21 protein-coding genes and 2 tRNA genes are annotated in these 26,083 nt (G+C 59.0%); 8 read left to right on the top strand and 15 right to left on the bottom strand.

The window, feature by feature from the left end:
- Nucleotides 1–9: 9 nt before the first annotated feature.
- The 4 genes from ACVWXF_RS07755 to ACVWXF_RS07740 all read right to left on the bottom strand — a co-directional run bounded on the left by ACVWXF_RS07755 (nt 10) and on the right by ACVWXF_RS07740 (nt 4,056).
- Nucleotides 10–1,356: a hypothetical protein gene (locus tag ACVWXF_RS07755; RefSeq protein WP_457474083.1), complete on the bottom strand. Its 1,347-nt coding sequence runs from the start codon at nt 1,354–1,356 to the stop codon at nt 10–12.
- Nucleotides 1,357–1,528: 172 nt separating this feature from the next.
- Nucleotides 1,529–2,053: a hypothetical protein gene (locus ACVWXF_RS07750; RefSeq protein ID WP_457474082.1), complete on the bottom strand. Its 525-nt coding sequence runs from the start codon at nt 2,051–2,053 to the stop codon at nt 1,529–1,531.
- Nucleotides 2,054–2,069: 16 nt separating this feature from the next.
- Nucleotides 2,070–2,624: a phycobiliprotein lyase gene (locus ACVWXF_RS07745; RefSeq protein WP_457474081.1), complete on the bottom strand. Its 555-nt coding sequence runs from the start codon at nt 2,622–2,624 to the stop codon at nt 2,070–2,072.
- A gap of 154 nt (nt 2,625–2,778) precedes the next feature.
- A complete protein-coding gene (locus ACVWXF_RS07740; protein ID WP_414380977.1) occupies nt 2,779–4,056 on the bottom strand; it encodes a S41 family peptidase in 1,278 nt (425 codons plus the stop codon).
- Nucleotides 4,057–4,245: 189 nt separating this feature from the next.
- Between ACVWXF_RS07740 and petB the strand changes: the two genes are divergently transcribed.
- From petB to leuB, 3 genes are all read left to right on the top strand, one after another.
- Nucleotides 4,246–4,893 (top strand): cytochrome b6, encoded by a 648-nt coding sequence (petB, locus tag ACVWXF_RS07735; RefSeq protein ID WP_041436518.1) that lies wholly within the window; start codon nt 4,246–4,248, stop codon nt 4,891–4,893.
- 98 nt (nt 4,894–4,991) lie between these two features.
- The gene (gene petD, locus ACVWXF_RS07730; protein WP_011433236.1) at nt 4,992–5,504 is read left to right on the top strand and encodes a cytochrome b6-f complex subunit IV; all 513 of its coding nucleotides are present in this window, start codon (nt 4,992–4,994) and stop codon (nt 5,502–5,504) included.
- Nucleotides 5,505–5,711: 207 nt separating this feature from the next.
- The gene (gene leuB, locus ACVWXF_RS07725; protein ID WP_457474080.1) at nt 5,712–6,827 is read left to right on the top strand and encodes a 3-isopropylmalate dehydrogenase; all 1,116 of its coding nucleotides are present in this window, start codon (nt 5,712–5,714) and stop codon (nt 6,825–6,827) included.
- A gap of 384 nt (nt 6,828–7,211) precedes the next feature.
- Here the strand turns inward: leuB and dusB are convergent, their stop codons facing one another.
- From dusB to ACVWXF_RS07700, 5 genes are all read right to left on the bottom strand, one after another.
- Nucleotides 7,212–8,297, bottom strand: coding sequence for a tRNA dihydrouridine synthase DusB (gene dusB, locus ACVWXF_RS07720; protein ID WP_457474079.1), 1,086 nt, complete (start codon nt 8,295–8,297; stop codon nt 7,212–7,214).
- Nucleotides 8,298–8,313: 16 nt separating this feature from the next.
- Nucleotides 8,314–8,529 (bottom strand): 30S ribosomal protein S18, encoded by a 216-nt coding sequence (rpsR, locus tag ACVWXF_RS07715; protein ID WP_011433239.1) that lies wholly within the window; start codon nt 8,527–8,529, stop codon nt 8,314–8,316.
- Between the two features lie 29 nt (nt 8,530–8,558).
- Nucleotides 8,559–8,753 (bottom strand): 50S ribosomal protein L33, encoded by a 195-nt coding sequence (gene rpmG, locus ACVWXF_RS07710; protein ID WP_011433240.1) that lies wholly within the window; start codon nt 8,751–8,753, stop codon nt 8,559–8,561.
- 91 nt (nt 8,754–8,844) lie between these two features.
- Complete coding sequence (locus tag ACVWXF_RS07705) at nt 8,845–9,708, bottom strand: RDD family protein (RefSeq protein ID WP_457474078.1); 864 nt, start codon at nt 9,706–9,708, stop codon at nt 8,845–8,847.
- Nucleotides 9,709–9,737: 29 nt separating this feature from the next.
- On the bottom strand, nt 9,738–10,724 hold the full coding sequence (locus ACVWXF_RS07700) for a ribonuclease Z (protein WP_457474077.1): 987 nt from the start codon (nt 10,722–10,724) through the stop codon (nt 9,738–9,740).
- 110 nt (nt 10,725–10,834) lie between these two features.
- On the opposite strand from ACVWXF_RS07700, the gene ACVWXF_RS07695 reads away from it, so the two are divergent.
- Nucleotides 10,835–11,191: a HesB/IscA family protein gene (locus ACVWXF_RS07695; protein WP_011433244.1), complete on the top strand. Its 357-nt coding sequence runs from the start codon at nt 10,835–10,837 to the stop codon at nt 11,189–11,191.
- A 338-nt stretch (nt 11,192–11,529) separates the two neighbouring features.
- On the opposite strand, the gene ACVWXF_RS07690 is transcribed toward ACVWXF_RS07695, so the two are convergent.
- From ACVWXF_RS07690 to ACVWXF_RS07680, 3 genes are all read right to left on the bottom strand, one after another.
- On the bottom strand, nt 11,530–12,771 hold the full coding sequence (locus ACVWXF_RS07690) for a hybrid sensor histidine kinase/response regulator (RefSeq protein ID WP_457474076.1): 1,242 nt from the start codon (nt 12,769–12,771) through the stop codon (nt 11,530–11,532).
- Between the two features lie 34 nt (nt 12,772–12,805).
- On the bottom strand, nt 12,806–17,158 hold the full coding sequence (locus tag ACVWXF_RS07685) for a PAS domain S-box protein (RefSeq protein WP_457474075.1): 4,353 nt from the start codon (nt 17,156–17,158) through the stop codon (nt 12,806–12,808).
- Nucleotides 17,159–17,399: 241 nt separating this feature from the next.
- Nucleotides 17,400–20,189, bottom strand: coding sequence for a cation-translocating P-type ATPase (locus tag ACVWXF_RS07680; RefSeq protein WP_457474074.1), 2,790 nt, complete (start codon nt 20,187–20,189; stop codon nt 17,400–17,402).
- A 201-nt stretch (nt 20,190–20,390) separates the two neighbouring features.
- Here ACVWXF_RS07680 and ACVWXF_RS07675 point away from each other — a divergent pair, with 201 nt between their 5' ends.
- Nucleotides 20,391–21,584, top strand: coding sequence for an RNA-guided endonuclease InsQ/TnpB family protein (locus tag ACVWXF_RS07675; protein ID WP_457474073.1), 1,194 nt, complete (start codon nt 20,391–20,393; stop codon nt 21,582–21,584).
- Nucleotides 21,585–21,596: 12 nt separating this feature from the next.
- Here ACVWXF_RS07675 and ACVWXF_RS07670 read toward each other — a convergent pair.
- Nucleotides 21,597–21,668: transfer RNA gene (locus ACVWXF_RS07670), tRNA-Thr, on the bottom strand.
- An 8-nt stretch (nt 21,669–21,676) separates the two neighbouring features.
- Nucleotides 21,677–21,762, bottom strand: a tRNA-Tyr gene (locus ACVWXF_RS07665).
- Nucleotides 21,763–21,983: 221 nt separating this feature from the next.
- Between ACVWXF_RS07665 and lysA the strand changes: the two genes are divergently transcribed.
- The 3 genes from lysA (at nt 21,984) to ACVWXF_RS07650 (ending at nt 25,258) form a co-directional block, all read left to right on the top strand.
- Nucleotides 21,984–23,363: a diaminopimelate decarboxylase gene (gene lysA, locus ACVWXF_RS07660; RefSeq protein ID WP_414412578.1), complete on the top strand. Its 1,380-nt coding sequence runs from the start codon at nt 21,984–21,986 to the stop codon at nt 23,361–23,363.
- Between the two features lie 218 nt (nt 23,364–23,581).
- A complete protein-coding gene (gene cdaA / locus ACVWXF_RS07655) occupies nt 23,582–24,505 on the top strand; it encodes a diadenylate cyclase CdaA (RefSeq protein ID WP_457474072.1) in 924 nt (307 codons plus the stop codon).
- A gap of 6 nt (nt 24,506–24,511) precedes the next feature.
- Entirely contained in the window at nt 24,512–25,258 is a 747-nt protein-coding gene (locus ACVWXF_RS07650; RefSeq protein WP_457474071.1) for an isoprenyl transferase, read from the top strand.
- Between the two features lie 38 nt (nt 25,259–25,296).
- Here ACVWXF_RS07650 and ACVWXF_RS07645 read toward each other — a convergent pair whose 3' ends face one another.
- Nucleotides 25,297–25,896, bottom strand: a complete 600-nt coding sequence (locus ACVWXF_RS07645) for a CPP1-like family protein (protein ID WP_011433251.1) — start codon at nt 25,894–25,896, stop codon at nt 25,297–25,299.
- Nucleotides 25,897–26,083 lie beyond the last annotated feature (187 nt).

The following is a 26,083-nucleotide window of genomic DNA, read 5'->3' as shown; positions in this document are numbered from 1 at the left end:
ATGACCTCTCTAGAGGGGACGCTGCTGGCGCACTTGTTCGGTTTCCGGGTACTCCTGCTGAGCTTCGGATTCCAAAAGTTGGCGGAATGCCGGCTCGTCCAGACGGTAGTCCCGCTGCTCGATCAAATCCCGGTCGGTTGAGTAAATGGTGTCCGACTCTTGCACAACTTCTTGACGGCGGAAGCGGCGGGCAAAGTTGAGTTTGCGCAGCAGCGCCTCTGTGGGATGCTGCAGATGCTCTCGCCAAAGCTGCCGGACACGATTGCGACGCTCCACTCCCTGGTTACGGATTTGCAAGGTCAACCAGCGAACGGCGGGCACCGCCAAAAACAGCGTGCCGTAGAGAAACAGAAACCCAATCAACGGGTAGATGAAGGCCAAAAAAGCATTGCTGCCGGCTGCCGCTGCCACCTCCTCCCGTGCCCCATAGAGAATGGCAGCCAGAAAGAAATTGAGAACTCCCAAGCCTCCTGCCAGGGTCAGTTGACCAGGCGTGGCCCGGCTGAACACCCAAGGTTTCTCCTGCAACACTTCGGGGATCCCCTTGGGCTTGCGCTCTGAGGCGGCCACCTGCAGTTCCGGAAAGCGGTAGACAATGTCCCCGTCCTCGCTGACCTCCGGCTGGCCGTCGAACTTGAGCAAAATGGGCAGCATGTAATCTTCGTATTCCAAGGCCGGGGATCCCGGCTCCACATCCAGGTAGGGCAACACCTGTTCCGCTGCGATCACCCCCCCATTGGCACGAATCAGTTGGCCAATGAGGGCATAGCGCTCCTCCTCCAGGTTGGCATTGGGATCCCCGTCCCCAAAGAGGAAGCTGTACACCGCTTCCAGGAAGTTCAGCTCGGATTTTTGCGGCTGGCGGGGGCGCGTCCGACCGGAGTAGCTCCCATAGTAGGGATAGGGATAGGGATCCCAGAAGGGGTTGCCGATCCAAAGATTGGGGAAGTAATAAAACCCTATCCCCCGCGACCGGCTGCGATTGTCCTGCTCGCGGCTACTGGCCATCTGCAAGGCAATCAACGCCAGGACGATCAAGACAATTGACACCACCAGCAGAATGCCAAAGGAGATGCGCAACCCATAGAGGAAGCCCCCCCACAGTTTGCGCCGCAGGGCCGCCAGCTGATCCTGCTGCTCCTTGCGCTTGAGAATGCTGCGAAAATCCGGCGGGAAAACATAGGTAATCTCCCCCTGCCGGGAAACCTGGAGATGCCCCTCCGCCTTTTGGGCCAAATTCAGCAGCTCTTGTTTGGCCTCGTGTAGAGCCAAGCCCGTGCTGGATGCAATATCTCCCAAGGTGACCCGCAGGCCCAACTGTTCCACTGCATCCATCACCAATGTTTGGGTAGCCACTTTAAACCTCCGCTTTCCGCCCCCATTGTCGAGGAGCCTGTCGGGATCCCTAGGACGCAGATCCGCTCCCCTGAGCTAGACCTAGCGTCTCCTCTATTCCCAGTATCTCCCCTTAACCCCGCAGCGACGAGAATCGTTGTAGATCTCACTTCCAGAACGGTTGTACCCGCCTCTAGGGCAGCCAAGCCATCACGGCCAGCAGGGTCGAGAGGATCCCGATCAACACCCAGATGAGGGGCTTAGTGTCCAACGGGGGATCCGCTGCCCGGCGGCTGAGGGGATCCCCAGAAGGAGCGCCAGATCTTGGGGAAGGGCCTTTGCGTTGAGAGCGCCCATAGGCCAAGCGGTATTCCGGGGGATCAGCTTCCTCCAGCCGGCTGAGATCGGGAATTTCGCTCAACCACTCCGCTGGACGCCGCAGACGAGGGGCTTGCCAGATGCCCAAGACATAGCGAGCCTGCTGGGCGACTTCTGGATCTGGGTTGCGCAGCAAGGTTTGGGCCAACAGGATGGCCTCCTGCGTTTCGCCAAGGGCCTCTTGGGCCAGGGCCTGCCAGAGCCGTAGCTTACCCGACTGCGGATAGCGGCTTTGGGCCTGCTTAACCTCCTCTAGCGCCTGCCGGTATTGTCCTCGCTCGAACCTCAACTGGATCAGAGCCAAGTGCTGAGACAATCTCAAGTCTTCGGGAAGCGTCATGCTCAGGATCCGCAGGCTAGGTCAGCTTCTGTTCTACCCCAAACCCCACCAGCAACAGCTCCTGCAAAGGCCGACCCTGAGGGGGACGTTGGTAGGTAAGGATCTGCCGCAGGCGCAGGCGCGGATTCAGTAGAGTGATGGTATCTACAGCAACCACACGAGTGTAGGTGGTGGTCATCACCAGTTGCAGGGATCCGGGATCAAACCGGAAAGCCGCCACCATCGGGCGATCTTCCTCGTAGGCCCGATCCCGCAGGTAGTCTCCCTGCAGCCCCAGGGGGGTTTCCTGCCGAGGGACGAACAGCATGTTCAGCTCTTGCCCGGCCTCCTCCCCCGTTTCGGAAACGGTCTCAAAAGCCAAGTGAAAGCCCAAAAAACCATCCACGTTGTGGTTGGGGTAGTTGTTGTCGGTGAGCACCTTGTGCTTGAGCTCAGGGGTGAGAGTGCGAATGGTGAACTCGGTGCGGGAGCGCTCCACCTCGCCACGGTCTAGGTAATGGTAGGTGCGCTCTGTGCGCCAAGCCCCAATGCAGCAGTTGAAAAAGTGGTGAAATTGCTGGATAGCGTTCATGCGGGCGGGAGCGGACAGAGTCAGAAACCGGCGCTGGAGCCGAGAAGTGGCCCAGAAAACCCTGCCTCTGATCCTAAAACGAATTGAAAACAAACAGGAATCCAAATCCTAATGCCAACGATTGAGATCTGGGTCTGGAGCGGGATCTCCTCCCTCACCCGCTTTTGGCCACCGGGATCCCTTGGGTCTGCCCCAACAACTCCAAGGCTCGCTGCAGCTGGATGTCCTCCGGCCCGGCCAAGGTTTCTGCCGTCAGGGGAATGGATCCCTCCGCCACCACCACATCGGGCTGGATCCCCTGGCGATGGATGTCGTGGCCGCTGGGGGTAAGGTACTTGGCCGTGGTCACCGCTAGCCCCGAGCCATCCGCCAGCTCCAGCAGGGATTGAATCAGACCCTTGCCAAAGGTGCGCGTTCCCACCAGTTGAGCTCGCCCACTATCCTGAAGTGCCCCGGCCAACACTTCACTGGCACTGGCGCTGCCCTGATTTACCAAGACCACCAGCGGCGCCTCTGTGAGCACCTCGCCGGTGGCGGGAATGCTGTCTTGAATGCCGTGGCGATCCGTCACCAGCACAATGTCACCCTTGGGGATCCAGAAGCGGGCGATCTCAATGGCCGCCTGCAAGAGTCCCCCCGGATTGTTGCGCAAATCGAGAATGTAGCCCCGCACCCCTTGAGCTTCTGCGGCCCGAATGGCTTGGCGGACTTGAGCGGCAGCATTGCCGTTGAACTGGCTGAGGCGAATGTAGGCCACCGATCCCTGAGGCAGCTCAAAAAAACGGGTGCGCACGGGGTTGATGGTGATCGATTGGCGTACCAGCTCCACCTCCCAAATGCGATCCTGCCGCCTCAGCTTCAAAGTAACCGGCGTGCCGCTGCGCCCCCGCATCCGCTCGGCCACTTCGTCCAGGCTCAGCCCCGCCACCGGCACCCGATCCACCGCCAAAATCTCATCCTGGGGTTGGATCCCGGCCTGCTCGGCAGGAGTGCCTTCCATGGGGGCAATCACCCGCACAGCGCCTTGCTCGTCGATAGCAATCTGCAAGCCGACACCACTCAGCTCGCCGGCTGTAGAGGTCTGCAGGCTGAGGTAGTGCTCTTTATCCAGAAAGCGAGTAAAGGGATCCCCCAGAGTGGCCAACATCTCCTCAATGGCCTGGTAAGTCTGCTTGCGCTCCTTTAAGGGCCGGGAGAGAAACCGTTGCCGCACCTGCCACCAGTTTTGCCCGTTAAACCCCGGATCCACATAGGCCCGATCCACATAGGCCCAAGCCTGCGCCAGCAGTTGCTGCTCTTCTCCCCAGCGGCTGGCCTGCCCTGGACAGGCGCCAATGCCCAAACTCGCCCAGAGCAAACACCCAAGCAAGACAATGCGGATCCCCCACCCTCTCCAGCGGATCCCTGTGTATCTCGGCTTCTGCACAACCATCGATCCCAAAAAAACATTAAGAAACATGAACAAAACGCAATATCGAAAACTTGCCTGGCCTCCTGGGATCGAGATCTTCGTCCCCAAGCTGAGCCCGACGCCAGGATGGTGTTAAAAGATTGTGTTACATTGCTGAGTGGAGTGGGCTTGCCCCGCCCTCGAGATCCAATTTCAAGAATTGCAGGCATTATGAGCAAAGTTTACGACTGGTTGGACGAGCGGCTGGAGATTACGCCTTTCGTCGACGACGCAACGGGAAAATTCATTCCGCCTCACGTTAACATCTTCTACTGCCTCGGCGGGGTGACGCTGGTGTGCTTCTTAATTCAGTTTGCCACTGGCTTCGCCATGACGTTTTACTATCGTCCGACGGTGGCTGAGGCCTTTGAATCGGTGAACTACATCATGACCCAGGTGAACTTCGGCTGGCTGTTGCGCTCCATCCACCGTTGGAGCGCCTCCATGATGGTGCTGATGATGATCCTACACACCTTCCGGGTCTATCTGACAGGGGGATTCAAGAAGCCCCGTGAGCTGACCTGGGTAACCGGCGTGATCTTGGCGGTGCTGACCGTCTCCTTTGGCGTTACCGGCTACTCCCTGCCCTGGGATCAGGTGGGCTACTGGGCGGTCAAGATCGTCTCAGGTGTGCCCAGTGCCATTCCGGTGGTGGGCGACTTGTTGGTGCAACTGATCCGGGGCGGCGAAGCGGTGGGTCAAGCTACCCTGACTCGCTTCTACAGCTTGCACACTTTCGTGCTACCCTGGCTGACCGCAGTCTTTATGACCATGCACTTTTTGATGATCCGCCGCCAAGGCATTTCTGGGCCTTTGTGAGCAAGGTTTGACTCCCAGACGCCTTTGACTTTCCTGGTAACTGGGATCTTTACCTGCCACTTTTTCAGAACTTTTGTCCCTAGATAAGGAGAACTCTCATGGCTGTCTCAAAACAGGTGATAGCGACCGAGGCCATTACCCGCAAGGTTGATCTAGACAACCCCAAAGTTGTAGCCAAGCTGAAGAAAAACATGGGCCACATGACCTATGGTGAGCCCGCTTGGCCCAACGATTTGCTCTTTATGTTTCCGGTGGTGATCTTGGGCACTATTGGAGTGATCGTTGGCCTGTCAGTCATGGATCCTGCAGGCGTGGGTGAGCCGGCGGATCCCTTTGCTACGCCTCTGGAAATTCTGCCGGAATGGTATCTCTACCCCGCCTTCCACATCCTGCGGATTGCTCCCAATAAGCTGTTGGGAATTGCTCTGATGTCTGCCATTCCTGTCGGTCTTTTGTTTGTGCCCTTCATCGAAAACGTCAACAAGTTCCAAAACCCCTTGCGCCGCCCAGTGGCGACAACGGTGTTCCTGATCGGCACCTTGGTCACCCTCTACCTGGGCATAGGTGCCACCTTGCCCTTGGATAAGTGGGTCACCTTGGGCTTGTTCTAAAAGAACATCTGGGACTCCCGCTTGATGGGTTGATCGTCATCATCACCATCAGAATCACCATCAGAGTGCAGCAGGTTGGTGGCCAGGCTGCACTTTGTTATTTGGAGAGCTTTTTAGAGGAGTTGTCTGCAAACCTGTGTGCCAAGGGATGGGCAAGTCCGCCGAAATGGTAGTATCTCTACGCCCTCATCTTCAGCTTGACCGCTCATGAGCACTTCTTCTTCAACTGCTCGAACCTATCGGATCACAGCCCTTGCCGGAGATGGCATCGGCCCCGAAATCATGCGGGTGGGACGAGCCGTTTTGGATGCAGTTGCCCGGCAGATGGGATTTGCTCTCCAGTGGCAAGAGGGCCTAATCGGCGGGGCTGCCTACGACCAGACCGGGGATCCCTTGCCGGCAGAAACCCTGAAAATGGCTCAAGAGAGCGATGCCGTTTATCTGGCTGCTGTCGGCGACTTCAAGTATGACGCTCTGCCTCCTGAGAAACGCCCGGAGCGGGCCTTGTTGGGCTTGAGGGCGGGGCTGGGGCTGTTTGCCAACTTGCGCCCGGTAAAAGTCTTCCCTCAACTGGTGGGGGCTTCCTCCCTGAAGCCAGAGGTGATCTCGGGGATCGACCTGGTGGTAGTGCGGGAGCTGACGGGGGGCATTTACTTCGGCCAACCTAAGGGAATCTTCACGGATGCCCAGGGATCCCGGCGCGGCGTGAACACCATGGTCTATAGCGAAGCTGAGGTGGATCGGATTGCCCGAGTTGCCTTTGAGCTGGCCCGCAAACGCCGGCGCAAGCTCTGCTCGGTGGACAAAGCCAACGTTCTCGAGGTGTCGCAACTGTGGCGGGAGCGGGTCAATGTCATTGCGGCTGAGTACCCGGAGGTGGAACTTTCCCACCTGTACATTGACAATGCCGCCATGCAGTTGGTGGGCTGGCCCAAGCAGTTCGACGTCATCCTCACGGGCAATCTCTTCGGCGATATCCTCTCCGATGAAGCGGCCATGCTGACCGGCTCTATTGGTATGCTGCCCTCTGCCTCTCTGGGATCCTCTGGCCCCGGCCTATACGAGCCGGTACATGGGTCGGCTCCCGACATTGCCGGACAAGACAAAGCCAACCCCATTGCCCAGGTGCTCTCCGGCGCCCTGATGCTCCGCTACTCCCTGGATCAGCCGCAAGCTGCCGACCGCATCGAACAGGCGGTAGAAGCCGTTTTGGCGCAAGGGTACCGCACCCCAGACCTCTACTCTGAGGGAATGACTTTAGTGGGTTGCCAGGAAATGGGAGAAAAGTTGGTGGCAGCCCTGTCCCAGCAGCAGGCGCAATAGCCTTTTTCGGGGCCACAGGCTACAGCCAAGGCAGACGTGCGGCGATTTCCAAGCAATTTCCAATTGTGGGGATCCTTGGAGCATGACTCTAGTCAATAATAAGCTCAACTATACTGAAAATAATGTATAATATGTTCAATACGGATTACTACCAGTTGATCTTTCTGTTTACTTTCGAGTCTGCCAACATGGTAGCCAAAGCAAAGCAGAAAATTGGTAGTAAGACGACACGGAAACTGCGCTTTGGGTATTCTACTCAAAGCTTTGCGGGATACCGCCATTCTGTTTGGACTCCGTCCCGCTAACGCGAATGGAAACAAACAGAATGCTATCGCTGCATAGTTGAACAGTGATGTTCAGCAGTGTTCAGCGTAAATGTATCAGCTACGCCCAACCGGCTTCAGGGAGAAGGTCGACCTCCTCGGTGGTTCTAATGGCCTCTTCCGGTCGAGGTGTGGCTTCTTGGCAGCGCTCCATGGCTTGAAGAAGCAGGGCTTCCCCTTCCTGCACCGTCTCAATGCGACAGAGGAGAGCACGGAATTGAGAGGCTCCGGCAAAGTCTTTGATGTACCAAGTCATGTGCTTGCGGGCCTGACGGATGCCACGTTCTCCCTTGTACTCCCAGAGACCGCGCAGATGCTCTAAGGCCATTTGAATCCGCTCCAGGGGAGTGGGGGCCGGTCTTTCTTGACCGGTTTTCAGGAAGTGATCGATTTCCCCCACCAGAAAGGGATAGCCCATGGTGCCGCGGGAGCACATCACCCCATCGGCTCCGGTTTCCTCCAAACACTTCACCGCTGCGGCTGTCGAGAAAATATCTCCATTGGCGATGACGGGAATGCGCAGGTGCTGTTTGACGCGGCGGATCCAGTCCCAGCGGGCTTTGCCGTTGAAGCCTTGGGCGCGTGTCCGGGCATGCAAGGTGAGCAGTTGCGCCCCTGCCTCCTGCAGACGGTGGGCAAAATCCAAAATGTTGATCTCCTGATCCGACCAGCCCAGGCGCGTTTTCACGGTTACGGGCACCTCCACCGCTTTGGCCACCGCCTCCACAATTCGCGCTGCCGTGTCGGGATCGCGGAGCAGAGAAGAGCCACCGCCGTTTTTGGTAATCTTGTTCACCGGGCAGCCCATGTTGATGTCCACCAAGGTCGCCCCTTCGTCCACAGCCATGCGGGCTGCTTCCGCCAGAAAGTCAGGCCGACAATCAAACAGTTGGATGCCGATGGGCTGCTCTCCCTCGCCGACCTCCATGATGCGGGGCAACTGGCGGGCATAGTGCAAGCCGGTCGCACTGACCATTTCCGTGTAGACCAAGCTGTGGGGGGCAAAACGGCGCACCAGCCCTCGAAAGACCTGGTCGGTTACCCCTGACAGTGGCGCCTGAAAGACGCGACTCAAAACCTTCACCCCACCGATATCGAGGGGCTGGGACAAGCGGGCTTGGAGTTCCGGCGAAAGCTGCAGGCCCATCGGGATCCGGAGAAAGCTATCCCTCTTTGTTGACAAAGTAAAGAAGACCCATGATGCGCGCTCGTTTGATCGCGGCGGTGAGCTCCCGCTGTTGTTTGGCAGTCAGGCCGGTGATGCGGCGGGGCAAGATCTTGCCTCGCTCGGTAACAAATTTCTTGAGCAGCTCCACATCGGTGTACCTAATGGGCTCTCCCGGCTTAATGGGAGACAGGCGGCGGCGAGCGTAAACCATAGGTCAGGAGAACGGCGAAACGACTTGAACTACTTAATCTCTTTGTGGACGGTGTGGCGGTTGCAGTGGGGGCAGAATTTCTTCAGCTCTAAGCGGGCTGTTGTGTTGCGGCGGTTTTTGGTGGTGGTGTAGCGGTTCACACCTGGAGAACGTTTGTTGACGTTGGTGCGGCACTCGGTGCACTCCAGAGTAATGATGATGCGGGCACCCTTTGCTTTGGCCATGACGGATCCCAAGACGAAGGTAAACGGCAATGAGGAAACTGCAATCCCAGATCCTGAGGCTGGAGATGGGGGTTTACCTCGATAAGCGCGATCACCAATTATCCAACTTTTCCTTGACGGAATCAACCCAAGTTTTCACTTGCTTGCCCGTTTGTTGCCGTAGGCTACGGGCGTTGCGATCCACATCTTTGCTCAGGCGCTGCAACTGCTTGGACAGATCCCGCACGGTGTCATTGCGCTGGGCTTGGCGCAGCAGGTCGCGAGCAGCCGATTTGACGTCGTCAGCAGCGTCCCCCTCTAGGATGTCCTGCAAAAACCGCAAGACTTTTTCATCCAGGTGATAGCCCCGCTCCGCTTCCACGACCAGGGTGCGTCCGGCGCGGTCGTGAATGGTTTGGCGTTTTTCCTTGTCGAAGACAGCAAACAGCCCATCCGCAGCCAGAGGCACCAGCAGGGCCTCCGTGAGCACAAAGAGGGAGAGCACTCCCTCTCGAGCCAGAGAGCGAACCAGGTGCGGCGAGGCTTCGGTTTCGGGATCCAGGGTTTTGATGTTCAGCAGCCATTTGCCGAGGCTTTGGCCCTCAGGACGGGATTGGAAATAGCCGCGGTTCACCAGCCAGGTGGCGAAGAAGGCGAGATAGCCGGTCATGTCCACGGCGCCTGCATTGGCCCCTACCAGAGCAGCCAAGCCTTGGGCTAGGTAGGAGATCCCCAGCCCCAGCCCAAAGTCGAGGGCAAAAGCCCCAATTCGTTTGCTCCAGGGAGCCAATTTTGGCAGGGGTTCTCCCTCAGCAGCCGTTTGCGGGGCTGGCCGCTCGGCTTGAACCGGGGGCAGAGAAGTGGCAGGGGGCAAAGCGCTGAAGGTTCGCCACTCGCCAGCACTTTGATCCAGTTGTTCGGTTTTGGGCCGCTCTGGAAATGGGGGACGTTCGGGGTAAGGTCTGGGATCCGTCATTGCCGGTTGAGACAGTCAGTTCTACCATTCTAGCGAGGCAAGCCCACACCCACCGGCAGAGGGGACGGGCTGCGACGGGGGATCTCGTAGGTCAGCCGATCGCGGGCCAGCAGGGTATTGGGAAAAATGGCCTGAGCTTCTGCCAGTAGGTCTTCCAAGGTAATGGGGGCCTCTGGGGTGTAGCGGGGGCTGAAGTGGGTGAGGATCAAAGCTTGGGCCTTGGCTTCGGCGGCCACTTGGGCGGCCATGGCGGCGGTGGAATGCTTGGAGCGGCGGGCCAGCTCCAAGTCAGCCTGAGCGTAGGTAGCCTCGTGGATGACCAGATCCGCAGCCCGGGAGAGATCGACGGCGTTGCGGCAGAAAATGGTGTCGGTGCAGTAGGAGAATTTGCGGCCCGGAATGGGATCCCCGACATAATCCCGTCCGTGAAAGCAGCGGCCCTGCCAGGTGATGGATTGGCCGGCCTTGAGCTGCCCATACAGAGGGCCAAAGGGGATCCCGTCGGCCTGGGCTTTGGCCACATTAAAGCTGCCTGGCCGATCCTGTTCCACCACGCGGTAGCCGAAGGCGGGCACCCGGTGATCCAAGGGCGCGCAGAAGACGGAGTATTCCGGCTCTTGCAGGATGAGACCGGTTTCGACGGTGTGAACGCGGAAGCCGTAGGGGATGCGCGTCTCGCTGTAGCGCAACACGGCCTTCAGGTACTCTTCCAGGCCCGGCGGGCCGTAGATATCGATGTGCTCAGGGGTGCTGCCCAAGCCACAGGAGGCCAACAGCCCCGGCAGGCCGTAGATGTGATCCCCGTGCATGTGGGTGATGAAAATGCGGCGCAACTGGCTGGGGCGCAGCTCATCTAGGCGCAGCAACTGGTGCTGGGTGCCCTCGCCGCAATCGAACAGCCACCATTCCGACCGCTGGGGAAACTGCACCGCCACCCCAGAGACATTGCGCTGGCGGGTGGGCATGCCGGAGCTGGTGCCCAAAAAGGTGATCCGAATGGCGTTGGGATCTGTCACAGGGGCAAGACCTCAGGGATTGGGATCCCTAGCTTACCAACTGCTCCCGCTGGCCGAGAAAAAACCCTTGATAGGATGGGGAGTAGAACGTACCCTTGAGCCTTCTCGTCATGATCACCCTGACCGATAGCGCCATCCAAGAGTTGAAGCGCCTGCGCAGCAAGTACGAAAAAGAGGGATCCCAGCCCATCCTGCGTCTAGGGGTCAAGCCGAGCGGCTGCTCTGGCCTCTCTTATGTGATGAACTTCGAGTCTCAGGCCAACCCTGACGATCACACCTTCGACTTTGGGGATATCCAGGTGGCGGTGGATCCCTTGAGTATGACCTTGATCAGCGGCACCACCGTCGACTTTTCCGAGGATCTGCTGGGGGGCGGTTTCCGCTTCAGGAACCCCAATGCAATAGCTAGCTGTGGGTGTGGCACCTCCTTTGCCACTGCTGAGACTGCTGCTGTCGTTGGTCACTAAAGTCTCAATCGCTGCCTGATACATTTACGCTGAACACTGCTGAACATCACTGTTCAACTATGCAGCGATAGCATTCTGTTTGTTTCCATTCGCGTTAGCGGGACGGAGTCCAAACAGAATGGCGGTATCCCGCAAAGCTTTGAGTAGAATACCCAAAGCGCAGTTTCCGTGTCGTCTTACTACCAATTTTCTGCTTTGCTTTGGCTACCCTGTTGGCAGACTCGAAAGTAAACAGAAAGATCAACTGGTAGTAATCCGTACTGAACATATTATACATTATTTTCAGTATAGTTGAGCTTATTATTGACTAGAGTCATGCTCCCACCCGCCTTTGGGCGTCAACGGTTGGAGGGCTCTAGGCTGGGCAGCCAAAGGACAAACCAAGTCCATCCGTTCTGGCTGGTGACCCGGATTTGGCCCTGCAGATACTCCACCCAATGCTTCACCAAGGCCAGTCCAAGGCCGCTGCCCGGCTGCGCCCAGGGATCCTCAGAGGGCACACGGTAAAAGCGTTCGAAAAGGTGGGGCAGGTGGTCAGGCTCGATTTGGGCGGTATTGCCGACTCTTAACTCAACCCCACCGGGAAAGGCTTGCACCTCCAAGCGGAGGGTTCCGCCCGGCTGGGTAAACTTGCAGGCATTTTCCAGCAGTTCCTTCAGGATCAGGGTTAGCTGCTGCGGGTAGCTGTAGAGCACTGCCGGGAATGAGGTCGGCTCTGCCATCTCCAGCTTCAGTTGCCGAGCCTGAGCCCGTTCTCGCACCCCGTCGAGCAGGCTTGTGCAAAGGCTGTGGAGATCGATGGCGGCAGCCGCAGAGCTCAACTCTTTGGCTTCCAGGCCCTGCAGATCCAGCAATCTGTTGATTAGCTCGATTTCAGCTTGACATTCTTCCAGGGCAATGCGGTGGTATTGGCACTGCTTCTCGTTGAGAGGAGTGCGGCCCAACAGTTCCAGGGCCAGCTTGATCTTGGTGAGGGGAGTGCGCAGCTCGTGGGAAACGCTGGCCAGAAAGCTATCCTTGAGGCGGTTGAGCTGCTGCAGATCCTGCACCTGGCAGGCCAGCTGGGCGGTACGTTCCTGCACTTTGGCTTCTAGGGCTTGGTTGAGTTCCCGCAGGTGGCGTTGGGCTTGGCTGGCCTGGATCAGGTGGCGGATGCGCCGCTTCAAAACCGACCAGCGAATGGGTTTGGAAATGTAATCGCTGGCCCCGGCAGCAAAGGCTTCATCCACGCAGGACTCATCTTCCAGCGCCGTGACGATGAGAATGGGCAGATCCGAGTTTTGAGCATGGAGGCGGCGACAGCACTCAAACCCATCCAAATCTGGCATGACCGCATCCAGCAAGACCATATCCACTGAGTGTTGAGCGGCTAGCTGCAGACAGACTTCGCCGCTGCTGGCTTCCAGGACTTGGTAGCCTTCTCGCTCAAGTGCATAGCAAACCAAGAGCCGCTGGCTGCGCTCATCGTCCACCACCAACACCAACGGCTTCTTTTCAGGCGAGGGGGATCCCGGCTGTGCCCCGGGAAGAGGGCCTACCGGCGACGAGCCGGCTGGAGGATGGGGATTAGGCCTCAGCATAGGCATTGAGAGGAGAGGGAGAAAGGCTCTGCACTCAGGAGGAGAGACTGAGGGTAACTTGCCGATATGCCACCTCCAGCTTCTGCAGGGCTTGCTCTATAGTATCCCATTTTACAGAACTGGCTGGCTCGGCATGAACCAGCTTTTCCAACTGCTGACACAGCTCGGCCAGACGTTTGGCGCCCAGGGTGCTGCTGCCGCCTTTGAGGCGGTGGGCCAACCGAGCAATGGCTTGGGGATCCCGCTGCTCCAGGGCCTGCCGCAGGGATCCCAATAGAGCTTCGCTGTCCTGCCGGTAGGTTTGGATCATCTCCTGCCAGGCTTCTGGAGAGCTGAAGACTGCCCGCATCTGGGCGAGGATAACGGGGTCGAGGGGCGGATCCTCTTCTTGGCTGGCCGGGATGGGAAGGGGAAGGGATCCCTGAAGAACCCGGACTAGGGCGGCTGGCTCCAAGGGTTTGGTGAGGTAGCCATCCACCCCGGCAGCTTCGGCGGCAGCACGGCCTTCCGAAAACACATTCGCCGTGAGGACGACAATGCGAGGCTGGCGCTCAGGGGGCAGTTCAGCGCGGATGCGACGGGTGGCCGCAAGACCATCCAGCTCCGGCATTTGCATATCCATCAACACCAGATCGTAGGGTCGCAGGCGCAGAGCTTGGACGGCTTCTAGGCCGTTGCCGACAATATCGGGCCGGTAGCCCAATCGCTCCAGCATGAGGCGAATCACCTTCTGGTTAACCGGGTTATCCTCTGCCACCAGGATCTGAAGCGGGTAGCGGCTGGCCAGGGTCGCGTCCCAAATGGAGGGAGGAGCGGCGGGAGAGGAAAATAAGGAAGAAGGAGCTTTTTCTCCCACCAGCTCCAGCAGCAGCTTCCGCAGTTGGGAGGCTTTGACCGGCTTGGCCAAAGTGGGGAGAGGGTCTGCTGTGGAGATGAAGTTGCGCCCCGTCAGCACTATGGGCAACAGGCGGGGTTGCGCTTTCCGCAGGTCAGCCGCCAGGGTCAAGCCATCCCGGTCTGGCAGGGTGGCATCCAGAAGGGCCAGGTCAAAAGGACGAGTTCTAACTGCAGCCTGGGCTTCTGCCGCCAAGGCACAACAGGTTACCTCCATGCCCCAAGCGCTCAGCAGTCGGGATAGCAACTGCCGTTGACTGGCGTTGTCTTCCACCAGCAAAACCTGCTTGCCGGCCAAGCACGGATCCGGTGCGGCGGTTGGCAACAGCTCCTGGTCTGGCCTCTTTAGGGGGATGCGAAAGCGAAAAGTGGATCCCTGGCCCGGCTGACTTTCCACCCCGATTGCTCCCCCCATGAGCTGGCAGAGACGCTGGCTGATGGCCAAGCCCAGGCCGGTGCCCCCAAACTGGCGGCTGATGGAGCTATCCACCTGGCTGAAGGGCTTGAAGAGGCGATCCAATTTTTCGGGGGGAATGCCAATGCCTGTATCCCGCACCTGAACGTTGACCCATTGCTTTTCAGGATCCCTCTCCCCGGCCTCGACGGTCACCACCACCTCTCCCTGGGGGGTGAACTTGATGGCGTTGCTGAGCAGATTGGCCAGGATTTGGCGCAGCCGGTTGGGATCCCCTATCAAGGTTGGCGGCAGGTTGGGATCCACCCAAGCCACCAGTTCCAGATCCTTGCTCTGGGCTTGGGCTGCCATCAGATCCAGCAGCTCTTCCACCAACTGCGGCAAGGAAAAGGGTATTTCCTCCAGTTCCAGTTTTTGGGACTCAATCTTGGAGAAATCGAGGATGTCGTTGATTAGGTTCAGCAGCACCTCGCCTCCATAGCGGATGGTCTGTACCCAATCCTGCTGCTGCGGATCCAAGGAGGTGTCCAGGAGTAGACTGGTCATCCCCAAAATGGCGTTGATGGGGGTGCGGATCTCGTGGCTGATGGTGGCCAGGAACTCGCTCTTGGCGCGGCTGGCGGCTTCGGCAGCTTCCTTGGCTGCTTTCATCTGCTCTTCTGCCAGCTTGGCTAGGGTGATATCCCGCCCGGCGGCGTAGACCAGGGATCCGGCCAAAGAGGCTCGCCACTCGATGAAACGATAGCTGCCGCCCTGGGTGCGGTAGCGGTTGACAAAGTGATCCAGCCGTTTCTCTTCGACAAGCTGCTGCATGGCCGCCTGCGTGGCGGGGAGGTCGTCCGGATGAACCCACTCCAAAAAGGGTCGGCTCTGCAGCTCCTGCAGGGAATAGCCCAGGGTGGTCTCCCAGGCGCGGTTGAGACGGCGAAAGTACCCTTGGGCATCGGCAATGCAGAGCAAATCCAGAGCCACCGAGAAAAACTGCTCCAGCTCCGCTTCTGCCGACTTGCGGGCAGTGATGTCCACCGCGGTAAACACCCAACACGGGATCCCGCGCAAGACAAGGGGCTGCACAAACACGTCTTCCCAGACAACTCGGCCATCCTGCCGCTGCCATTGCCACTCAAAGCGGGCGGATCCCTGCTGGCGGGCTTGCTCCAAGTAGGACTGCAGCGAGAACTCCCCGCCCCGAAGAGCCTGGCGATAGGGAGACTGCTCGGAAGCGTCGAAGGCTCGCAGCTCCTCCAGGCTGGAGAAGCCATAGGCCGAAATGGCTTGGGAGTTGGCCTCCAGGATCTCGCCGGTCTCGGCATGGCGGATGAGGATGGCCACAGCGGCATTCTCAAACAGCGCCCGGAACTTCTGCTCGCTTTCCTGGACGGCCTGCTGGGATCGCACCCTGTCGGTTACATCGCGGACGATCACCACCACCTCTTGGGGGTTGAGGGGCACAATGCGCACCTCTTCGTGGCGGGTCTCCCCTTCAATCTCGATGCTTTGGTCGTAGCGCTGCCGCGTCTGGGTAGCTATAGCCTGCTGAACAAAGAAAAGCCGCCGCTCGGCCAATTCCGCTGGCAGGACCTCTTGGAGGGATCGGCCCACGTAGGTGTCGGGTGAGCCATAGGGAAGAACCTCGCCCCCCGAGACAAAGCTCAAGCAAATGCCCTGGCTGTCCAGGCGAAAGATCAAGTCGGGAATGGCTTCTAGAATGGCTCGCTGCAGCTGTTCAGCGGCTTTCAAGGCCAGCTCCGCCTGCTTGGCTTCTGTAATATCCCGCACGATTGCCAGGACTTCCTGGCTGTTGAGAGGGACAATGCGGGCCTCTTCGTAGCGTACCTCCCCTTGAACTTCAATGCTGTACTCGTAGCGCTGTTGGGTTTGGGTGGCCAGGGCTTGCTGAACATAGAAAAGCCGCTGCTCGGCCAGCGCTGGCGGCAGAATCTCCTGGAGGGATCGACCTAAGTGGCGCTCTGCTGGGCAGTAAAGATGGACATCGCCTCCGGGAATAGAGCTCAGGCAGATGCCCTGGCTATTCAGGCGAAGGATGAGGTCGGGGATGGCTTGGAGAATGGCCCGCTGGGTGGCTTCCATTTCTCTAAGGGCCAACTCCGCCTGTTTCCGCTCGGTGATATCCCGCACCAAAACGTAGACCCTATCTCTGCCATGGGCAACGACGCAAGCCTTCTGATAGCGGCGGATTGCCGGCTCAGACTCGTTTGCGGCAGCGGCGGGGAGCACCATTTCGTACTCCAGATACTGTGGCGTTTGGGTGGACAGGGCCCGCCCTGCTAAAAGCTGATACTGCTCTCCGAAAGAGCTGGGAAACACGTCTTGGGCGCGGCGACCCACGTAAAACTCAGGCGGATGTCGGGTGGGAACGTAAGGGGAAGGCTTGCAATGAAGAATGACTCCCTCGGCGCTGAGCTCAAAAATCAAGTCGGGAATGGCCTCGTAGAGGGCGCGGTAGCGAGACTCGCTTTCCTGTAGAGCCCGCTCCATCTTGACCCGCTCGCTGATGTCGCGGCTGGTGATGAGGATCCCGTCTCCCACCGGCACCACTTGGTGATGGATCCAACTGGCCTTCAAGCCCGGCTGCCCCGAAATGGGGAACTCCTCTTCCAGAGGAATGCCGGTTTCCACCACTCGCTTGTATTTCTCAAAAAAGCCCCCCCAGCGGTTGATGGGCAGCAGCTCGCACAGCCGCTGGCCGATGATCTGCCGGCGCTGGAGGGAAATGAGCTCTTCCCCCTTGGCGTTGACATCCACAAAGACAAAGTCGATGATCTCGCGGGTAACGGGATCCCGCACCGCCTCCAGCAGGTAAATAGCATCCAAGCTGGCTTCCAAGGCTGCCCGAAAACGAGCCTCTGGGCTGGGGGTGCCTCTAGGAGGTTGGAAGGGAAATCTTCGAGAAAGGGATCCCAGGATCCCTCTGAAGACAGAAAGCGGCTGACTTTCCCCCAGGCTGACGCCAAGCAGCAGGAGAGCCAAGAAGAGGGATCCCAGCAGCCAAAAGGCAAGGCCAGAGGGATCCACCAGGCCCACCGTTTTCCCTACCGCCCATAGCTCTCTGTGCATAGAACCCAGAGATTCCTGCCCCCTTTCCACAGTATCCCAGCAAGTTTTTCCAGCTTATCCTGCAGGTCAAAAGAGGAAGCTCAGCCAACTTGCGGAAATGGCCTCTATGCAATGGGCAGGATTCCTCGAGAGTGGCTTTTTGGGGAAATGAGTCTTGGCTCAAAGCTTTGTTTCTGGGTGCAGTAGGGAGAGAGACTCTTTATTGTGAAGATGCTTTATTGTGAAAAATAATTGTGAAGATTCAGCGGGATCCCTGGCGCCAGCGGCGGTAGAGTTTTTCCAGATCCACCCAGACCATCACCACCGTGCTAAAGCCCAGGCAAATGAGCAGTTCTGGAAGGGTCAACTCTTCTGTCCCGAAAAAGTTGCGCAGGAAGGGCACATAGAGCAGGGCCAACTGCAACAGCAAAGTGGCCAACACAGCCCCCAGCAGGTAGGGGTTGGAAAAGGGGTTCATCTCGAGGGTCAGCTTGTCGTTGGAGCGGGCTGCCAGGGCATGGCCCATCTGGGCAATGCACAGGGTGGTGAAGACCATCGTGCGCCAGTGGGGGATATAGGCTTCCACGATGGCCATCATCAGGATCGTGGAGATGGCAAAGACCACACCGATGCGCACCATGTAGGCACCGAGCCCTTGGGCAAAGATGCTCTCTTTGGGGTTGAAGGGGGGGCGCTGCATCACCCCTGGTTCTGCTGGCTCCATCGCCAAGGCCAGGGCGGGCAGGCCGTCGGTTACCAGGTTCATCCACAGGATCTGCAGGGGCGTCAGTGGCACGTCCTCTAGGCCCAAGATAGGGGCAGCAGCCACCGTCAACACCTCGCCGATGTTGCTGCCCAGGATGTATTTCACGAAACGGCGGATGTTGCTGTAGACCACCCGCCCTTCTTCAATGGCCGCCACGATGGTGGCGAAGTTGTCGTCCAGCAGCACCATGTCGCTGGCCTCTTTGCTCACATCGGTGCCCGTGATGCCCATGGCGATGCCAATATCCGCTTGGCGCAGGGCAGGGGCGTCGTTGACCCCATCCCCGGTCATGGCCACAAACTCGTTTTGCTTTTGCAGGGCTTGCACAATGCGCAGCTTGTGTTCGGGGGCGACGCGGGCATAGACCCTGACGGTTTGTACCGTTTGCAGCAGCTCCTCGAAACTCAAGCGGGAGAGGGTACGCCCGTCAATCGCCTGATCCTCCGACTCGAGAATGCCCAGCTGGCGGGCAATGGCAACAGCTGTCAGTTGGTGGTCGCCGGTAATCATCAACGTGCGGATCCCAGCTTCTCGGCAGCGGGCCACGGCCTCTCGTGCCTCTGGTCGCGGAGCATCGTGCATCCCCATCAGGCCCAGCCAAACCAGGTTGTGCTCCACCTCTTCCCCGTTGTCCGGGATCCGCTCTAGCCTCTGGGTGGCTACCCCCAGAACCCGGATACCTTGGGCGGCCAGGCGGTTATTGGTGCCGAGGATGGCCTGGCGATCGGTTTCCGACAGTTCCTGCCAAGTGCCCCCTTTCTGGATGCGATCACACCGCTCCAGCACCAGCTCTGGGGATCCCTTGGTGTAGACGCAGTAGCCGCCGTTTTCTTGGATCACCACGCTCATGCGCTTGCGTTCTGAGCTGAAGGGGAGCTCCTGCACCCGTGGGTAGCGCTCCTGTAAAGAGCCTTTGTGGAGGTTGGCCTTGGCGGCTGCCACCAGCAGGGCGGCCTCGGTGGGATCCCCCAGGATGGACCAGGTGGGCGTTGAAGGGGGAGAAGAAACTGCAGACCGTGGGTTGCGACCGGCAACGGGTTGGAGGCTGGCCTGCAACAGGGCATCGTTGCAGAACACCACGGCCCGCAAGATGGCCTGCAGATCCGGGGCGCTCCCGGGATCTACGGGCTGGCCGCCGCAGTAGAAGGATCCCTTGGGAATGTAACCGGTGCCGCTGACGTGGTAATGGCGGTCGGGGGTAATGATGTCGGTTACCACCATTTTGTTTTCCGTGAGGGTGCCGGTTTTGTCGGAGCAGATGGTGGTCACGGATCCCAGGGTCTCTACTGCCGGCAGGCGGCGGATGAGGGCGTGGCGGCGCACCATGCGTTGGGTGCCAATAGCCAGGGTGACAGTGATCACCGCAGGCAGCCCCTCTGGTACCACGGCCACGGCCATGCTCAAGGAAGTTTCCAAAAGCGAGGTAAAGGGGGCCATGCTCCCGGCTTGCAGCAGCCCTATCCCCACCACCAGGGCCACCAAAGCCAGGGATCCCGACACCAGCACATTGCCCAGTTGGCTCATGCGCCGCTGCAGGGGAGTGGGCTCGTTTTCCACCGTTTGCAGCAGCTTCGCCACCTTGCCCAGCTCCGTGTTCATGCCGGTGGCAGTAACCAAGAGGATCCCTCGCCCCTGAATCACTTCGGTGCCCATGAAGGCCATGTTGCGCCGTTCCCCCAGCTCGATGTCCGGCGGGAGGACGCAGTCTGCCTGTTTGGTTACAGGGGTGGCTTCTCCGGTCAAAGCTGCTTCCCGCACCTGCAGGTTCACGGCCTCGGCCAAGCGCCCATCGGCTGGGATCTGTACCCCAGCTTCCAGCAGCACGCGATCCCCCGGCACCAGTTGGCTGGCTGGAACTTCTTGCCACAGGCCATCCCGCTCCACCCGCACAGTAGGGGAGGCCAGTTTTTTCAGGGCCGCCAGCGCTTTTTCCGCCCGACTTTCTTGCAAATAGCCCAGGCCACCGTTAAGGCCAACGATCAACAAAATGGCCAGGGCATCTTTGGGAAACTCGCCTTCTTGCAAGTCCAAAGTGGCTGAGATCGCCGCTACGGCGATCAGCATCAGCAGCATGATGTTGCGGAATTGATCCAGCAGGACTTGCCAGGAGCTACGGCCAGAAGTGGTGATCAGCTCATTGGGGCCATATTGCCGCTGCCTCTGGATCACCTGCTGAGTGGTGAGGCCACGATCGGGATCGGTCTGCAACTTCTGGATGGCAGCGGCGAGGGTGAGGCTATGCCAGGCAGGAACAGAAGCAAGGGGGGATCCGTCCGGTGGGATCATCGCGACCACTCGAGGGTTCTTGCCGCATTTTGACATACTCCCCGCCCTCGAGGGGGAGGATTCTTGTCATCTCCCCAGTTGTTCGGGCCATAGCTCTTCTGGCGCCAGCGGCTGGGATCATCTTCAGCTAGAAATCGCAGGAGCCCCGCACTGTACCCGTAGGGTCAGTGTCGGGAGGAATGCGGAAGTTATGATAGAACCATGACCCAAGTCCTGACTGTAGCTTGCAAACTCAAGGTGTCCCAGTCGCAAGCCGCCAAATTGGACGCGACAATGGATGCCTTTGTGCAGGCGTTGAACTGGGTCAACCAAAACACACCAGAAAAAGTAGTCAACGCAGTCAAACTCCAATCCCTTTGCTATTACCAGATTCGCGCTCGGTTTGGCTTGTCCAGTAATCTGGCCCAGCAGGTCTGCAGACGGGTGGCCGGCGCCCGCAAAGTGGCGAGACAGCGCAACCGTCCAGTTAAAGAGTTCAAGCGTAGGTTCGTTACCTATGATGCACGTATCTTCTCGTTTCGCGAGAAAGACTGGACAGTGTCGCTTGCCACGGTTGATGGAAGAGAACACTTTGAGCTAGCCATTGGCAACTACCAGAGGGGAATGCTGGCTGGCTCTAACCCCAAATCGGCCACCCTAGTCCAGCGGAAGGACGGCTCCTACTCCATCCAGATTTGTGTCGAGGCAGAGCCCCCCAAGCAACAGAACACCGACAAGGTGATTGGTGTTGACCTGGGACGGCGAGACATTGCCCATACCTCCGAAGGAGACAACTGGAATGGACAGCAGCTGAACAAAGTCCGAGATCACTACTGTCGGTTAAGAGCGTCTCTTCAGCGCAAGGCCAGTAAGGGCACCCGCAGTTGCAGGCGGCGATGCCGTCAACTGCTGCAACGGCTGTCTGGCAAAGAGAGACGCTTTCAAGCTTGGGTGAACCACAGTATCGCTAAGCGCATCGTTAAAGCAGCTCAATCTCTTTCTGCCTGCATTGCAATTGAGGACTTGAGCGGCATCCGGGGGCGTACCAACCGGCAGCCCCGCAGTCGTGAGGAGCGGCGGCGTAGCAATAGCTGGGCGTTCTACCAGCTGCGGCGGTTTATCGAATACAAGGCTGTGAGGGCGGGTGTCAAGGTGGTAGCTGTCCCTGCGGCCTATACCTCGCAGATCTGCCACAAGTGCCTGCATATTCATCCCGACTCCGCTCAATCCTATCGCAAGGGTAAGCAGTTCAAATGCGGGCACTGCGGTTGGGAAGGGGATGCGGATTTTAACGGTGCGAAGGTGATTGCGCTTTTGGGGGCTGCCGTAAACCAGCCTAGAGGTTCGTGGCTGGCTTGCCAACTGCAGGGCTACCAAAAGCCCGCCCTGTACTGCGAAGTAGTCAGGGTCGGGTAGTTTACAGCGCCAAGCCCACGACGAGGATCGAACTCGTGACCTCCCCCTTACCAAGGGGGTGCTCTACCACTGAGCCACGTGGGCAAAGCCGATGGTGGGCCGAGTTGGATTCGAACCAACGTAGGCGTAAGCCAGCGGATTTACAGTCCGCCCCCTTTAACCCCTCGGGCATCGACCCGTTGACACCGGTCTTTCATCATAGCAGAAGGTGTTGCGTAAGTCAGACACACTCCCACTGTGCCAATTGTCAGCCATCTCAAAACCGAGGAGTCAGAGTCGAAGCGGAACGAGGCAGCCCCAGAGCTGGGTATAAAGGGATCGGGTTAGGGCTGGGCACTTTTCAAGACAAACTGAATAAGGAACTTGATATCGTTTAAGACAGTTTTCTGACTCCTGACCATGATTTCGACCCTCGGCACTCCCACCCATCCAGAGCAGACCCTTTCCCCCAACCAGTCTTTGCGCCCCTTGACCAGCCGTATCAACAGCCGGGGGCACTTGGAAATTGGGGGGTGCGACGTGGTGGAGCTGGTGCGCCAGTTTGGATCCCCTCTCTACATCCTGGACGAATGGACGCTGCGCCGCGCCTGCCAGCTTTACCGTGACACCTGGGCCCGCTGCTACGCCGGGGGATCCCGGGTTTTGTACGCCACGAAAGCCTGGAATTGCCTGGCCATCTGTGCATTGGCGCTGCAAGAAGGGCTGGGGTTGGATGTGGCTTCTGGCGGGGAGCTGTACACGGCCCTGCAGGCGGGGGCCAAAGGTGAAGATCTCTATCTGCACGGCAACGCCAAGTCTCTCGACGAGCTGAACTTGGCCCTGGAGACGGGCTGTACTTTGGTGGTCGATAGCCTGTACGAACTGCAGCAGGTGTCGGCCCTGACCACGCCCGCACGGCCAGCGCGGCTGCTCCTGCGGGTTAACCCTGGTATTGACGTCCACACCCACGAGTACATCCGCACCGGACAAACCGACAGCAAATTCGGCATCGGCCAATGGCAACTGCCGGAGGTGTTTGACTTTTTGGCAGCCCATCCCCAACTGCAGTGCGTTGGGCTCCATGCCCACATTGGGTCACAGATTTTTGATCTACAGGGCCACCGAGACCTGGCGGGGGTGCTGGCCCAGATCTGGCGGCAAGGGCTGGGCAGAGGGTTGCCCCTACAAGAGCTGAATGTGGGTGGGGGCCTGGGGATCCGCTATGTCGAATCCGATGATCCCCCCTCCATCCCGGAGTGGGTGGAAACTGTGGCAACGGCGGTGCAACAAGCCTTTGCCCAGTCCGGGATCCCTTTGCCCAAGGTGCTCTGCGAGCCTGGACGATCTGTGATTGGGCCGGCTGCCGTGACCGCCTACACCCTGGGAGGGCAAAAGCGGATCCCTCCCAGCGATGACCTGCCCCAGGGACGCACCTACATCACCATCGACGGTGGTATGTCCGACAACCCGCGCCCGATCACCTATCAAGCCCGCTATACCGCCCTTCTGGCCAACCGACCAGAGGCAGAGGCCACGCAGCGGGTAACGGTGGCCGGCAAACACTGCGAGTCGGGGGATGTGCTGTTGAAGGATGTGCTTCTGCCCGCCCCAATGGCAGGAGAAGTGTTGGTGGTTTTGGCGACGGGGGCCTACAACTACAGCATGGCTTCCAATTACAATCGCTTCCCTCGGCCAGCCGCGGTGCTGGTCAACGAGGGAGAGGCCCAGTTGATTGTGCGGCGAGAAACTTATGCCGACTTAATCCGTCAAGATGTCTTGCCAGAGCGGTTGCTGCGTTGAAGGGGAAGTTTGCCCATACCCATCTGGTCAGTAGAGGCACAGCCTTTCCTGGCAGCGCCGACCGCAGCCAACGCACCTCATGCGAGAAAGACTGGAAGACAGCCAGGAGGTGAGTGGTAGGCTGGTCTGGGGGCCGCAGTCCAACAGGGGTTCTGAGGTGCAGAACGGCACCAGGCAGAAGGTCCGCAATGAGGGGAGCGTGAACGGGGTTTTTCGCCATGCTGGCGGCCTTATGGGCTTGGCTACAGCAGTTTAACTTTCTCAGCCTCTTGGACTGGGCTCTGGCTGTCTTTCTGTTGGCTTTGGCTCTCTACTACACCCGCGAAAGTCGTGCTGGGGTGCTGGTGAGGGGATTTATAGTGCTGCTGGTGCTGTACCTGGCCACAGCCTCTCTCCCCTTGGTTCACCTGATCTTGGATCGCCTGCTCCTGGGCGCAGCCGTAGCCATGGGCGTGCTCTTTCAACCGGAGTTTCGGCGGCTGCTGGAGCAATTGGCAAGAGCCATCCGCATGGAGTGGCCGAGCAACGCAGGCGATGACGAGGAGGATCCTGAGGAAGATTTGGTGGAAGAACTGGTGCAAGCAGTGCGAGAACTTTCCCAAAACCGCACAGGAGCGCTGATTGTGATCGAGCCGGAGCAACCAATTGACTCGCGGGTGTTTACCGACAAAGGAGTACCTCTGCAGGCGCGGGTGTCGCGGGAGATCCTGCAGACCATTTTCCAGACTTCAACTTTGTTGCATGATGGGGCTGTGGTCATCCATCGGGATCGCATTCGCGCAGCGGGGGTCATCCTACCGGTTTCGGAGCGGGCCGCCTCTCGGCAACTGGGCACACGGCACCGTGCTGCGATGGGGATCACAGAGCAGACCAATTGCTTGTGTATTGTGGTCTCAGAAGAAACGGGATCCATTTCCCTGGCGGAGGGTGGGCGCATCGAGCGGCCTCTGACCAGTGCCAAGTTACACGAGCTGCTGGTACAGCGGTTGCGCAATCCCCGCGATGCCAAAAAACGAGATGCTCCGCTAAAGGGATTGTGGGCCTACCCCTGGTTTCGCAATGGGCCGCTGCGCTGGTGGGGATCCCTCTCCGATCTAACTAAACTCTTTCGCAAACCTGAGAAAACCCTCCCCGAAGACTGAATCTCCATGACCCTTTCTCCTGCCCATCTTCTGCAGTTGCCTGCCGACCTAGATCCGCAGTTGTTGCCCCGCCATGTGGCGGTGGTGATGGATGGCAACGGGCGTTGGGCGCAAAAACGGGGCTTACCCCGCAGTGTTGGGCATCAGCGAGGGGTAGCGGCCCTGAAGGAGCTGCTGCGCTGTTGCAATGATTGGGGGATCCCAGCCCTTACCGCCTATGCCTTCTCCACCGAGAACTGGGGCCGGGCCCGCGAGGAGGTGGATTTTCTCATGACTTTGTTCGAGCAGGTGCTGTGGCAGGAATTGGGGGAAATGGTGCAGCAGGGGGTGCGCATCCAGTTTGCCGGCCAGTTGTCGGCTCTGCCCCACTCTCTGCAGGAAACCATCGTGCATGCGGTGGCCTGCACCCAGCACAACAAGGGCATTTGCCTGACGGTGGCCCTCAACTACGGGGGACGACAGGAGATCCTACAAGCCTGCCGCTCCATTGCCACCTTGGTGCAGCAGGGGCTGCTGCAGCCGGATCAGATTGACGAGGCCCTCTTTTCCCAATTTCTCTACACCACCGGCTTATCGGATCCTGATCTGCTGATCCGTACCAGCGGCGAGATGCGCATCAGCAACTTCCTGCTCTGGCAGATGGCCTACACCGAGCAGTATTTCACCCCCATCCTCTGGCCGGATTTCGACCGAGCCGCTTTTCACCAAGCCTTGCTTAGCTATCAGTCGCGGCAGCGGCGGTTTGGCAGGTGAGGATGATCCCTGGTTGGATATCCGTTGCCAACCGGCAGCTAGCGCAGAAAGCTGGTCACCAACCACATCACCGTAAACGTGATCCCCACCAACAGCGCACCAGGAGCATCGCCACCGGTGAGAGGAAGGGCAATGCCGTAGGCCAACATCAGCCCCAGGCTCAGGCCCGCCAGGGCCAAGAGAAAAGCGCGAATGAAGCGGCGCTCTTTGCGGTACAGGAAATAGATACAAGCCATCAGCCCCAAGGCCAGTTGCAGCGAGGGGTACTCATCGGGAGCCAGGATAACCCAACCCCCCAGCCCACCCAGCAGCGCCGCAGGCCAGAGGGCATCGGCGGTAGAGGGGGTATCCAACCAGCGGCTGACCCAGGGGGGATTTTGGGCAGCAGGGCGAGGCAAACTCAGCTCCGGCTCAGGATGGGCAGCCCGTTGTTCGGCGTAGCGAATGCGATCGGGAACGGCGATTTTGCCCTCTTTGCGCAGGCGCAGGCGCTGCATCAGGATGGCATCGTAGGCTTGCTCCACCCGCTCTTGCTGCTGTTCATCGGCGCCCAAGCTGGCCAGGAGCCGAGCCCGCGCCGATTGAATCTCTTCAAAAGAGGCTTCTTCGCTAATTCCCAACACCTGATACGGACTCATCTCAGCCATAGCGACCAGCCCTGTAACTCTTTATCACCTTAACCCAGCCTGCCCGACCTTCGATCCGGCTACGTAAACTACCCGACACCCGCGCTATGCGCAGGGTGCGGGCTTTATCCCAATCCCTAGCGGCCCCAGAGGACAGCTAAGTTTCGGAATTTCAGGCGAGTTTACAGTCGCCCCAAGG

Source organism: Thermostichus sp. MS-CIW-40 (genome assembly GCF_054058315.1).
The sequence above is the reverse complement of the archived record's forward strand: the minus strand, read 5'-3'. Positions and strand labels throughout refer to the sequence as shown.